Source organism: Marinobacter sp. (genome assembly GCF_041595835.1).
GTDB lineage: Bacteria > Pseudomonadota > Gammaproteobacteria > Pseudomonadales > Oleiphilaceae > Marinobacter.
In genome coordinates this window covers 1-12,129 of the sequence record NZ_JBFHJO010000023.1, presented here as the reverse complement: position 1 = coordinate 12,129, position 12,129 = coordinate 1, and the positions used below count along the sequence as shown (strand labels likewise).

The following is a 12,129-nucleotide window of genomic DNA, read 5'->3' as shown; positions in this document are numbered from 1 at the left end:
AACGTCCATGTTTGCCTACCCAAGCGTCCGAATCAGCCTTATCTTCCTTGCTATTGCGCTGGGCGGACTTTTTGTGGCTGATATAGCCATCACCACAGCTAACCCCTGGCGAGATCTCGGGCGGCTGTTTATGGGCGTGATAACGCCGAATTTTTTCAGTACCGAGGGGTTGCTCACAGCTCTTCTGAGAACGGTAGCATTTGCCTTTGTGGGTGTAGCAGTCGGCAGTGTTTGTGGTTTTTTACTGGCCCTTGCATACCGTTTCTTAGCTGTACGAATGTTCTGTGCTTTCATTCGCTCCATTCATGAACTGTTCTGGGCCCTGATCTTTCTCCAATTTTTTGGTTTTCACCCGCTGACCGGCATGCTGGCGATTGCTATACCCTATGCCGGCATCTTCGCGAAGGTTTACTCTGAAATTTTTGAAGAGGCCGATCCGGAGCCCGGTCGTTTGCTTCCACCGGGTACAGGTGCAATTTCGTCATTTCTTTACGCCAGGATTCCGGATTGCTGGGTTCAAATGCGAACCTACACAGCTTACCGCCTTGAGTGCGGCATGAGGTCATCGGCCATCCTTGGGTTTGTAGGTTTGCCAACCCTTGGTTTTTATCTGGAATCCTCCTTCTCCCAGGGCCTGTATTCCGATGCTGGAGCCATGTTGGTGATGTTTTATATCCTGATCGCCACCATGCCGCTTTGGGTCCGCCCTAAACTGTTACCGGTTTACATTCTGGCGTCCCCCTTCTTTCTGGGGGACGGCATGCCGATAGTCTGGGGCAATGTGAAGCGGTTCTTTACCGAAGATATTATTCCGTCCCCCATTCGTAAAGGTGAAGGCCTTGCTGGGCTTTCTGACTGGCTTGGCGACCTGATGATAAATGAGGCACTGCCAGGTATCTGGAATACAGTTGTGCTTACTCAGATTGCCCTGGTGGCTACGGGCATTCTTTCACTACTGGCCTTTCCACTGATATCTAAACACTTTGGTGGGCCTGTGCGGCGCACATTTGGCCACATCTTTCTGGTGATTGCCCGCTCAACGCCGGAATACATCCTTGCCTACATATTGCTGCAGCTATGGGGGCCGTCCATGTTGCCTGCAGTGGTCGCACTTGCACTTCACAACGGCGGTATTATTGGCCACCTGATTGGCCGGCAAACCAACACGATTCAGCTCCGGCCTGACGCCCCGACCGGTTTTTCACGTTATAGCTGGGAGTTGGTGCCGCGTATTTACCGGTCATTTCTGGCATTTCTGTTCTATCGGTGGGAAATCATCATGCGGGAAACGGCCATTCTGGGCATTCTCGGGATCTACACTTTGGGCTTTTATGTGGATAGTGCCATCCAGAATATCCGCTTTGACCGCGCTATGATCCTTATTCTGATAACCGCCCTGCTTAATATTGGTGTTGATGCCTTAGGCCGGCACATTCGCCGCAAACTTGCTCTGAAAACCATGCCTACCTGCTAACAGCCTGCCTGGCTTGTCACCTCCGCTGGGATAAGCGTCACACTTCAACAATATCAGCGGGTGTCCTTAGTGAATTGAGGCATTCCGCACGGCATCCGCCTGTTACGCAATGTTACACTTCGTGTCGTATTGCTATGTCGCAGTCAGGATTTTCGGGAATTAATGATGATGGTCAACGGATTGGTCACACTTACTCAAATTGGACTTTTAGGGCTACTGGGGCTTTTAGGTTTGCGAATGTACGCCCTGGTGCGATCAGAAGCTCTGTCGCAGGCAATCGCCGGGTCGGGAGACTCCGGTTTTGTCACCGAGAATTTTATGTTTAAAGTGAATACTCATCCCCGGCAGGCACCCCGGAATGGATTTTATTCCAGCCTGGACCGAACAGAACTTCGTTCTCAACTGCATATCCTGATGGGGTTGCAAGAGAGAGATTGTCGCGTGAACGGGTTATTGCTGTCAGAAGCACCGGAAGCTGTTCGTGCTTATGCGACTGCATGGCTGTATGGAGCCGGTTGTGCGCTGAGCCATAAAACGGCCCGGCACTCAGAGACTATTGCAGGTATGGTGGCTGGTATCGCAAGCCGCAAAACTGGTATCAGGCAATCGGAAGCTGTACAGACGATTGCAACTCTGACATCCAGTAATATCTTGTTAGCCTGTTACCGTGCAGGGCTTGATGGAGCTGAATTCTGGCGGACGAACCACTTTGTGCCCACAAACTCCAGCCTTTACGAGGTTGTTACAAACAACGCATTTATTTGATGCTTTCCAGTTCCCAGGTAGTGCCGAGTAAAACAGTTTCGCAGCTGGTTTCATCGTTTGCCGGAATGCCAGCAACCACGGGCTTGGTATAACCGCCCTCTTCTGTATGAGTCATTGAGTTAACATCAACCGAGCGGACAAGCCAGGACTGGCCATTCGCGGTTACCCGGGAGCGATGGGAAAGCCCGAAAACAAACCGGCAATAATCCAGTTTGAGTTGCAGCAGATCTTGCTCAGCCTTCTGGATTTTTCGCACCAGAACCTTCTGTACACTTTCTCCGTAGTTCATCACTTCTTCCCTGTAAATACTGAAACTTCACGGAATTTAACTACTTTTGTGCCCTAAAGACTAGTGTTAAAGGCATACTTCCCAGTTTTTTCTGACCACTTTGCAGGTCAACCCGCCACACCATTTCGGTACCGGTGCTACAAAGTGGCGCAGTGAATTCCGCCGCATAAACGGAGGAGGCTTGCGGTCTCAAAGGAATGGGGTACTCTCCCATATACATTGATTGCCCCCGTAGTACAGCAAGAAAACGGTCAGGAGCGCTTGGGCTGCTGACCTCCAGGTGGTAAAGCTGACCCAGGGGTTCATCCTGGCCGGGCTCCAGGCTTACCGTCCACTCACCTTCGGATGTTGTCCAGGTACAGGGGCCCGCAAGGAGGTCACACTCCGGGTAGGATGCCTCGCTCTCAACATGGTTGCCAAAGTAACTTGGGCCAAAAACGATCAGGGCCGCGATAGCCACAAAAAAAACAAACACGCCAACTAAACGTAGCATCACATAAACCTCAATACATTTTCAGCCGCCATTATCGGGACATGTCCGGACATGGCAAAGGTTTCTAAACGACCGCCAGCATGAGAAAATATGCGGCTTTCTGGTTTGAATCACCCACAAGACAGGATACACCGCCGTGCAGCCGGACATTTCCGTTAAGCACCTGAACAAGATCTATGATGATGGATTCCAGGCTCTGGATGATATCAACTTAGAGATCTTCCCGGGGGAGATCTTTGCCTTGCTAGGCCCTAATGGTGCCGGCAAAACCACCCTGATTTCCATCATCTGCGGCATTGTTAATAAAACCAGCGGGGAAGTCACGGCCTCTGGCCACGATATCGTCAAAGACTACCGCAAAGCCCGCGGAGCCATTGGCCTGGTTCCCCAGGAGCTGAATACTGATTCTTTCGAAACGGTTTGGGATGCCGTGTCGTTCAGTCGGGGGCTTTTCGGCAAGCCCCCCAAACCGAAGCATATCGAAAAGGTGCTTAAGGATTTATCCCTGTGGAATAAACGAAACAACCGGATTATGTCGCTATCCGGTGGTATGAAACGCCGGGTAATGATTGCCAAAGCGCTTTCTCATGAACCCCGCATTTTGTTTCTCGATGAACCAACCGCAGGTGTTGATGTAGAGCTGCGCCGTGACATGTGGGAAATGGTGAGAAATCTGCGTGAGAACGGCACCACTGTCATTCTGACGACCCATTACATCGAAGAAGCCGAAGAAATGGCTGATCGAATCGGCGTGATTCGCCAGGGTAAGATCATCCTGATTGAAGATAAAGACCGGCTGATGACTAAATTGGGCAAAAAAGAACTGCGTTTACATTTACAAAACAAGCTGGATGCCATTCCGGGTGAACTGTCGTCAGAACCCCTCGAATTATCTGACGACGGTTTTGAGTTGGTTTACACCTTTGACTCTCAAAAACAGCAAGCCGGAGTTGCCAGACTGCTGCGCACCTTGGGTGATCTGGGCATCGAATATCGTGACCTGCAAACCCGGGAAAGTTCCCTGGAAGAGATTTTTGTTGGCCTGGTACATGAATAACCGAGCGCCCGAACGGAGTGAGCAATGAATCTTTATGGTGTGAAAGCAATCTACAAGTTCGAAATGGCACGCATGCGGCGCACGCTGATGCAGAGCGTGTTATCTCCGGTCATCTCGACTTGCCTGTATTTTGTGGTGTTCGGCTCTGCCATCGGCTCCCGCATGGGTGACATAAACAACATCAGCTATGGCGCATACATCATTCCCGGCCTGGTGATGCTGTCACTGCTCATGCAAAGCATCTCAAATGCCTCATTCGGGATCTATATGCCCAAGTTTTCCGGCACTATTTACGAGGTGCTGTCCGCCCCGGTTTCTTATTTCGAAATCGTGGTGGGGTATGTTGGAGCAGCGGCGACCAAATCGGTACTTCTGGGCCTGATTATCCTGGGAACCGCCCGGATGTTTGTTGATTACTCCGTACTTCATCCGCTTTGGATGCTGGCTTTTCTGGCACTTACCGCCGTCACCTTCAGCCTGTTCGGTTTTATTATCGGGATCTGGGCTGATGGTTTCGAAAAACTGCAAATAGTGCCCATGATGATTGTAACCCCGCTCGTGTTCCTGGGTGGCACCTTCTATTCCATCGATATGCTGCCTGAAATCTGGCAAACCATCAGCCTTTTCAATCCTGTGGTTTACTTGATCAGTGGTTTTCGGTGGGCGTTTTACGGAGTCTCTGATGTGCACATCGGGGTCAGCGTGGGCATGACCGTCATGTTCCTTGTGATGTGTCTGACGGCCATCTGGTGGATATTCAAAACCGGGTATCGCCTGCGCTCATGAGAACGCTTCCATTCCTCGCTGCAACCCTGGCCCTGGCCGGGTGCGGTGCGGTTGAAACCGGAACAACGGATAGCTTGCCAGCCGTGGAAGCCTGTTTCGTGACAGGAAGTACCGGCTACCCGGTACGGCTGGAGGTCGCCAGTGATACATCAGCACGCCAGAAAGGCTTGATGGGACGAGAAAAACTGGCCGAAAACGCCGGAATGGTGTTTGAGTATCAGGAGGAAAGAGGCGCTGGCTATGGGTTCTGGATGTTCAGGACGCTTATACCTCTGGACATTGCCTTCCTCGATGATCACGGAGTGATTGTCAGCCTGCGTAACATGGAGCCCTGCCAATCTTCACGAAGTACCCACTGCCCCAGCTACCCTGCCGGGGCACCCTTCTGGAATGCCGTAGAAATGAATTCGGGTTATTTCAAGGCACGAGGTATCAACGTGGGTGATCGACTGATATGGCCGTTGGAAGGCACCTGCCCGCCCTGATTATTGGTGGCGCCACTCCGGGCTGCGTTTCTCAAGAAATGCCGAAATTCCCTCTTGTGCATCCTGAGCTTTCACATTAGTGGCCATTACATTGGCGGTGTAGTCATAGGCCTGCTCAAGAGGCATTTCCAGTTGCTGATAGAACGCCGTTTTCCCAACCCTCAGCGTGTGCCTGGACTTTCCTGCAATCGTTGCCGCTATCCCGTACACAGTTTCATCCAGCAAGGCTGGCTCAACAACCCGATTAACCAGGCCTATCTGTTCAGCCCGTTCCGCATTAATCATCTCGCCAGTCAGCAACATCTCCATGGCATGCTTCCGGGACACATTACGGGAAAGCGCCACCATCGGCGTAGAGCAAAACAGCCCGATATTTACGCCCGGAGTTGCAAACCGAGCGCCCGCTTCCGCAACGGCAAGATCACAACTTGCTACCAGTTGGCACCCGGCTGCCGTAGCAACGCCCGCAACACGGGCAATCACCGGCTGAGGCAGGTTCACGATCTGCTGCATCACCTGGCTGCACAGATTAAACAACTGTAGCTGGAACTCGTGGCTATCAAATTGGCCACGTATTTCCTTCAGGTCGTGCCCCGCACAGAAAACGTTACCTTCCGCAGCAAGCACCACAGTACGTATGCTGTCATCAAGCGCAATCTGCCCGAACACTTTGGACAAAGCCGCAAGCATAGCGGTTGACAAGCTATTTCGGCCTTCAGGATGGCTCAATGTCACGGTGGCTACACCATTCTCGGTGTGCACACGCACCAAAGCTTCAGGTGCCGTCGTCATACAACACTCCTCGTTTGTTAAGTCAGTATCATGTCCGTTTTTTTTACACTCAGTCGATCAAAAAACGATCAAAACCAAAAAGAAAACCTCTTCTGCGTTGTTAATGTGACACATTTTGCGGTTAGGCACACCGGTTGCTCAATGTCTTTCATAGCTCAGAGATAACGCCTCCGAGCAATGGAAGATAATTAATGAAGAGCAAAAGGAATGTCACTCATGGTCAAAAAAACAATTATTGCCAGCGCAGTCGTCGCCCTGTTTGCCACTGGCTCTGCACAGGCCGCCGTAATCCAGATAACCAACGTTACTGGCACCTGGACTAACACAAACCCGGTAGCGCCTGCGGTTACTGGTGGTGGTACGAATGAAATCCGCTGGGGCACTCCCGCCAACAATCAAAACAATAGAAGTGGTTACCGTTTTGACGGCGCAGCGCCGCCCGCTGTGAACGTGAATGAAAACGTAGACTTCAATATGGGTACGTTCACCCACTTCAACTGGCCGATCGCAACTGGTACGGGCCTGAACAACGCTGAGTTAACAGTAAATACCACACTGACGATTGATGGCCAGGTTGAAATGGTGTCATCTGTTTTCGGCTTCAATCATTGGGAAACCCCCAATCAGGCAAACCCGTGTGCAAATGGCGGGCAAAATGGAGTTGGTCTTAACCGGAATGGCTGTGCCGACCGAGTGACTTTTGCTTTGAATGTAGGCGCATCTGACTCGTTCCTGATCGACGGCGTAAATTACTTCGTTGACATTTCCGGGTTCTTTTATGGCGGTGGACTCGCCAGTGAATTCTGGACCAAGGAATACAAAAACAACCGTGCCCTGCTGAAAGGTGTTATTACCTCACAGCCGGTTTCTGTGCCTGAGCCCTCTACCCTGGCCTTGTTAGGTCTGGGCCTTCTGGGTCTTGGCGTCAGGAGGCGGATGGCGAAAGCTGCCTGATCAGACCAGCCATATAAGTTAAAAAAGCCGCGCCTACCAGGGCGCGGCTTTTTTTATCTGCAACACTAGATGATTGGATAGTCCCCAATTTCAGCGATTTCCGTTACCCTCCCATATAGGCCAGGCACACTGGCAGGTTGCTTAATTTATAAGCCAAAGCAAAACGGGCGCAAGTTGTTGGAGGACACAGTGTGTTTTTACTAAAGCGCAAAGGCAATTCCCGCCTGCAGCTGACTCGCACACTGACAGATCCCGGGCGATATCAGGTGGATCTGTACCTGTTCACCCCACACGAAGACAGCTTGTCCTCCTGGACCCTGTCAGAACAGCAGTTTTTGTTCAGCTCACTGGAGCATCGCTTCAGTTTACTGGGCCTTCCTGAACACGACCGGATGGGCAAGATTGATAACTCCTTCGCCCTGCTCTCACCTCATTACGAGATCATGTACGGTTCATGGCTATTTCAGTACAGAGCGTCAATGGACCGATTACGCCAACAGATTGAGAACTCGGGCCTCACGGCAGAACCCGTGAAGCGTGCACTGCGCCTGAGTCAGAACTTTGCCCAACGCTTACGCAAATCGTCCCCCGGAAAAAGCAGCCAGCAGCGTTATTTCCGCCTGGCTGATATTTACTATTCCTGGCATGCAGAACAGTTCCTGCTGGAATGTATCACCCTGGACGGATATGACGACCTCGCCCCGGAGCTTAAAGAGAGCATTGCCGACTTCCTGAAGCAGGAATATAAACATCGTCATGAACGTGAATACCTGAGCAGTTTTCAAGGCGACCCAACGCGCGTATGGAACCGCATGGGGCTTTATCATCGGCTACTTGAATACCCGGTACTTCTCCGGCCAAAAGTGATCGAACTGGGGTCCGGAACCCGCAAAATGGTTAAAGCGGTTTCAACAACACTGATTATGTCGTTGTTTACATACATCCTGTTCAATACCAGAAACATCAGCGAGCAACTCTCCCTCAGCCTGCTTTTTGGTATTGCACTGATTTACGCTGTGCGGGACCTGCTTCGTGATGACATGATCAACGCCATTACTCGTTGGCTGCGCAAAGGTAAGCCCCGCTGGAAAATCCGGCTTCTAACCCCCTACACCAACAAACCCCTGGCTCAAAAACGAGTCTGGCTGGATTACCGAAAACGTTCTCAATTACCCAAACAGATCCAGGAACAATCCGGAAAATGGGCAAATAACGAGGAACAACAGATCATCAGTTATCGTTCTGTGTTGAACATCGATAAAACTGCCTTGGAGCAAAGCCAGATACAGGAACGTCTCAGCCTGAACTTTGAATCACTTTGCGAACTGATTCAGCCAACCACAAACAAACTGTATGCCTTAACAGACCCAGACGACTTGTCGTCTTCCATTCAGGCCCACCCCATAGAAAAACAGCACGATTACAACCTGCTTCTGGTGTATTCCAGCCCAGGGCAAACTAACACGACGGCCCAGCGCTGGAGCCTTCGGCTTAGTAGCCGAGGCATTGTTGACTGTGAGATGAAAAAAATGAACTGGCCCCATTGATTCGAGTGTTAAGGTGCAAACATGGTGGCTTGGGCTTAGTATTATTTAGATATATAAGATACTTTAAAATGGTTATGAATGAACTAGAGCAGGCTTTTTTTAAAAACATTACAAGCAAATTATCGGAAATCCGCCGTCACGCGCTTAAGCAGGCAATCGACACCTATGATTATGAAGAACACGAATCTTTCATAGATGCACTATTTGCCGCTTTGACTTCACTGGATCCCGAGGAGTACTGGCTGTTGATGCAGTTGGACTGGAAAGGCCTGGAGGAGCTGACCTGGCAGGCCAATGCCATGGCCCGCACGCACGGGCTGGCGCCGGAATTCGCCCTGGATGGTGAAGAAGGCGTTGAGGAGGGGGTACAGGCTTTTAACGACTGGTTGTCTTTAAAGGGGTTTGTCTTCCTGCAATATTCTGACGGAAGTGATTCTTTTCACGGCTTTATCTCTCGAAAAAATCAGTCTAAACGGATTGTGGAATCTGCTGCAAGCGCAGGCATTACGCTGACAGTCATGCCTGGCAGACCCAAGCCTGGTGGTGACTTCTTTTTTACTCGAGTGAAACCCCCGGCAGGAAATCGGGACGTCATTACCAGGGATGCCATGGTCAGAAAGGTGGTAGATCGGGCAAGGAAAAAAGGCTACCGGCCGATTATGTATATCGCCGACGCCTACTGTAAGTCTTGCCCTGCATTTGAGCAGTTTTTAGCTCATCCCCTGCTGAATAATGCATTGAAAAATACTGGAATCTTCAGGTTAGACTATATTAGCTGGATTCATTATTTAAAGCAGAAAGGCATTTTCACCGAGATTGCCCCCACTTTTGTCGCTTTCACAAAAGAAGGGGAGATATCTGAAAACATGTCACATCAAGGTCTGCTATGGGAAGAAGATACCGCCCGGCAGATGGCGATTTTTTTTAAAGAGTTTCTTGCGGATGAGCGCAATGATGTACCTCTGAGTCTATCCCCTGATGAACGCTGCAAAACCCTTGTATATGCAGTGATGAACCAAGACCTTTCCGCGGTTCGCCGTTTGATCGAGGAAGATCGGTGTGATTGCAATATTCAGAGCCATGGGTACACCTTGCTTCATTATGCCGCTGATCTGGAACCATCAGAGAACAATTTAAAGATACTGACGTTGCTGCTGGATCATTGCAGCCTGCTGGATGAGCAGAATAATACCTATGGGTACACCGCTCTCCATCGTGCCATAAGCAAACACAATCAACAGGCCGCTATTCAGTTGATTAATAGAGGCGCCAATGTGCAACTGCCAGACACGAGTGGAAAGACTCCGCTTCACAAGTCTGTTCGTTCTGCAAACCGATTTAGTGACGAGTTATTTGAGCTGCTGTTGTCCAAGGGAGCCGATGTGAACGCGCAGGATAAAGATGGTTACACACCTTTGCATGAGGCCTCTTCGTTCGCAGAACAGCTCACTCCCTTCCTGCTGGCCAATGGCGCAGATCCGAACTTGCAGGATAATGAGGGTGACAGCCCCTTACACCGGGCCGCCAGAGTTGTTAAACAAGATAAAGCACATGCAGTTATACGACACTGTCTTCAGTATGGCGGCGATCTGAGCCTGGAAAATGCCAAAGGCCAGAGTGTACGTCAATTGATTATAGACAAGGACGGCCCCGAAGGGCTGGAGAAGTTGCTCTCCGGGAATGCATAAGACTATACAGTGAACACTAGAGCCAGGCTCATTATTTGCACTCTGCGCTGAAATGATCTGGCATCCAGCTTTCCCTTCTCTGAGAGTCTTTGCTCGCGCCCAACTAGACCGAGACGAAATCCGTATCCATGGAATCCGTCAGTTTCGACAAATCGGCGGGCCACCTGTAACCGTCTGGCGTGAGTTGCGCCGCTTGGATCATGCCGATGACTCGGTTGTAGAGAAAGCCCGACAAGCAGCGGATAAAAGCGATTGGGCGGGCTTTATCGAGGCGATGAATGGCCCCTGTGCCAAACGAGCGGATCAGCCCATCAAAACGGCAAAATGGCTAGAGTTTGATCAAGAGACTGGCGAATACCTAGACAGCCCGGTTAATCAGTACGGCGAACCGGCTAAAGGCAAGCTGTTTGGTCTGTTTGCTCAAGGCCGATATTGGATCACGCGAACGCTGCGATGGGAGACCAAGCGACCGAAGAAGGCAGAGCCCGAGATTAATCCCGGTTCCTCCTGGCTGGATCGCCTTAAGCAACTAACCCAGGTCCGGGAACCGACAGAAGCGGAAATCGCCGCATTGCCCGACGACACCGCTTATGCTTGGGAGAAGCTGAGTGGTGAGGTTCACTCGCCACCTTGGAGTTCTGTCAATAACTGTACGTAAGGTTTGAAAGCCAATTACGTGTTAGCTTCAACGGATACTCGGGAAACACAATATTCAGATACGCTACGGCATTCAGATATTGTCGGGTTGAATAAAGCTATATTCATGCCCTCACCCACAGAACTACGATACACGACTCCGTCAAAGCCGCATTTTTTGGCAAACTCGCAGAGGAACTGACTCGGAATGTAGTCAATGGCAGCCGCTTTAGGCAGCACTGGCCGTGTTAACTCCTCACCAAGACGCTCCAAGAACATAATATCGCCTCTCAAAGTCGCCACATCGTTTTCATCATCAAGAATAAAAGGAGAGACTGTTTTCCTAGGCTGTCGAAGATCAACAAATTTCAAGCCTTCAGGTATAACGAATTCCCCTACGGATATCTTCTCACCCGTATGAGGTCTTATTTCGGATATTGCGGTTAATGGAGTTGACGCAAGATACAGATACGGTATTCCTGCAGGGTTTGCTCTTCCGTGAGTGGCTAAAAATTCTGGCGGAGCACCCATTTGTTTTTTATCGTATGGGCCATCTGAAGACTGGATTCTAGCTCTATAGAAGGGTTTTCCCGGTGGAAGTTCGTCAAGTATTAGGTGAGGAAACAATTCGTCCAGTCGAGCGAGATCCAAACCCATTTCAGGAAAGAAGCGATTTCTGTGCTTAAGCTCCTCTCTCAAGCCGGACCACTCTTCAAGGCTATTGGTGTGGCAGTTTCTACGTGGTGAAAATGACTTACGGACAATATCACCATCATCAAGTATTTCAGCTAACAATTCCTTCGCATGAGCTATTTGCATCTGAGGTAGATCAAATATGGCCCAGTCCTCACGCAGCCACTCAACAAGAACTTTTCCCTCTGGGTCAGGTGTGTAAATGCTTAGAAGTAACTCGAAACGTTCTCTAAGAGCAACAGGTTCAACTAGCTGCACGTTTGCTGAATTACAAAATGAGCACGTACCATCGTTCTGCGACATAGATGGTATTATCTCTCGCCTGATATACCGATCACCGATGCAATTTCCGCAACAATAACGCATTACTGCTCTCGCATTGCAAAAATAGCCATCGTCTCTAGATGATGAATCATAGAGAGCTTTTTAACCGTGCCAAGACCAGGGAAATGCTTTTTTTCGTGTAATCG

13 protein-coding genes are annotated in these 12,129 nt (G+C 50.2%); 9 read left to right on the top strand and 4 right to left on the bottom strand.

Annotated elements, in window-relative coordinates; translation table 11 throughout:
• Nucleotides 1-7: 7 nt before the first annotated feature.
• Both ABYA77_RS09235 and ABYA77_RS09230 read left to right on the top strand, forming a co-directional pair.
• On the top strand, nucleotides 8-1,474 hold the full coding sequence (locus ABYA77_RS09235; RefSeq protein WP_372965670.1) for a PhnE/PtxC family ABC transporter permease: 1,467 nt from the start codon (nucleotides 8-10) through the stop codon (nucleotides 1,472-1,474).
• Nucleotides 1,475-1,636: 162 nt separating this feature from the next.
• Entirely contained in the window at nucleotides 1,637-2,239 is a 603-nt protein-coding gene (locus ABYA77_RS09230; RefSeq protein WP_372965669.1) for a hypothetical protein, read from the top strand.
• Here ABYA77_RS09230 and ABYA77_RS09225 read toward each other — a convergent pair.
• Complete coding sequence (locus ABYA77_RS09225) at nucleotides 2,232-2,528, bottom strand: hypothetical protein (protein ID WP_372965668.1); 297 nt, start codon at nucleotides 2,526-2,528, stop codon at nucleotides 2,232-2,234. The genes ABYA77_RS09230 and ABYA77_RS09225 overlap by 8 nt on opposite strands.
• A 40-nt stretch (nucleotides 2,529-2,568) precedes the next feature.
• The gene (locus ABYA77_RS09220; protein WP_372965667.1) at nucleotides 2,569-3,021 is read right to left on the bottom strand and encodes a hypothetical protein; all 453 of its coding nucleotides are present in this window, start codon (nucleotides 3,019-3,021) and stop codon (nucleotides 2,569-2,571) included.
• 136 nt (nucleotides 3,022-3,157) lie between these two features.
• On the opposite strand from ABYA77_RS09220, the gene ABYA77_RS09215 reads away from it, so the two are divergent.
• From ABYA77_RS09215 to ABYA77_RS09205, 3 genes are read left to right on the top strand one after another with little or no spacing between them, the layout of a single operon-like run.
• Nucleotides 3,158-4,078, top strand: coding sequence for an ABC transporter ATP-binding protein (locus ABYA77_RS09215; RefSeq protein ID WP_372965666.1), 921 nt, complete (start codon nucleotides 3,158-3,160; stop codon nucleotides 4,076-4,078).
• Between the two features lie 24 nt (nucleotides 4,079-4,102).
• Nucleotides 4,103-4,864 (top strand): ABC transporter permease, encoded by a 762-nt coding sequence (locus tag ABYA77_RS09210; protein WP_372965665.1) that lies wholly within the window; start codon nucleotides 4,103-4,105, stop codon nucleotides 4,862-4,864.
• Nucleotides 4,861-5,349, top strand: a complete 489-nt coding sequence (locus tag ABYA77_RS09205) for a DUF192 domain-containing protein (RefSeq protein WP_372965664.1) — start codon at nucleotides 4,861-4,863, stop codon at nucleotides 5,347-5,349. Before ABYA77_RS09210 ends, ABYA77_RS09205 begins: the two co-directional genes overlap by 4 nt.
• Here the strand turns inward: ABYA77_RS09205 and ABYA77_RS09200 are convergent, their stop codons facing one another.
• The gene (locus tag ABYA77_RS09200) at nucleotides 5,350-6,141 is read right to left on the bottom strand and encodes an enoyl-CoA hydratase (protein WP_372965663.1); all 792 of its coding nucleotides are present in this window, start codon (nucleotides 6,139-6,141) and stop codon (nucleotides 5,350-5,352) included.
• A gap of 216 nt (nucleotides 6,142-6,357) precedes the next feature.
• On the opposite strand from ABYA77_RS09200, the gene ABYA77_RS09195 reads away from it, so the two are divergent.
• The 4 genes from ABYA77_RS09195 (at nucleotide 6,358) to ABYA77_RS09180 (ending at nucleotide 10,988) form a co-directional block, all read left to right on the top strand.
• The gene (locus ABYA77_RS09195) at nucleotides 6,358-7,095 is read left to right on the top strand and encodes a THxN family PEP-CTERM protein (RefSeq protein WP_372965662.1); all 738 of its coding nucleotides are present in this window, start codon (nucleotides 6,358-6,360) and stop codon (nucleotides 7,093-7,095) included.
• A gap of 191 nt (nucleotides 7,096-7,286) precedes the next feature.
• A complete protein-coding gene (locus ABYA77_RS09190; protein ID WP_372965661.1) occupies nucleotides 7,287-8,642 on the top strand; it encodes a hypothetical protein in 1,356 nt (451 codons plus the stop codon).
• 68 nt (nucleotides 8,643-8,710) lie between these two features.
• Complete coding sequence (locus tag ABYA77_RS09185) at nucleotides 8,711-10,330, top strand: ankyrin repeat domain-containing protein (protein ID WP_372965660.1); 1,620 nt, start codon at nucleotides 8,711-8,713, stop codon at nucleotides 10,328-10,330.
• Between the two features lie 52 nt (nucleotides 10,331-10,382).
• Entirely contained in the window at nucleotides 10,383-10,988 is a 606-nt protein-coding gene (locus ABYA77_RS09180; RefSeq protein WP_372965659.1) for a hypothetical protein, read from the top strand.
• A gap of 14 nt (nucleotides 10,989-11,002) precedes the next feature.
• Here the strand turns inward: ABYA77_RS09180 and ABYA77_RS09175 are convergent, their stop codons facing one another.
• Nucleotides 11,003-11,962 (bottom strand): RES family NAD+ phosphorylase, encoded by a 960-nt coding sequence (locus ABYA77_RS09175; RefSeq protein WP_372965658.1) that lies wholly within the window; start codon nucleotides 11,960-11,962, stop codon nucleotides 11,003-11,005.
• Between the last annotated feature and the right edge of the window lie 167 nt (nucleotides 11,963-12,129).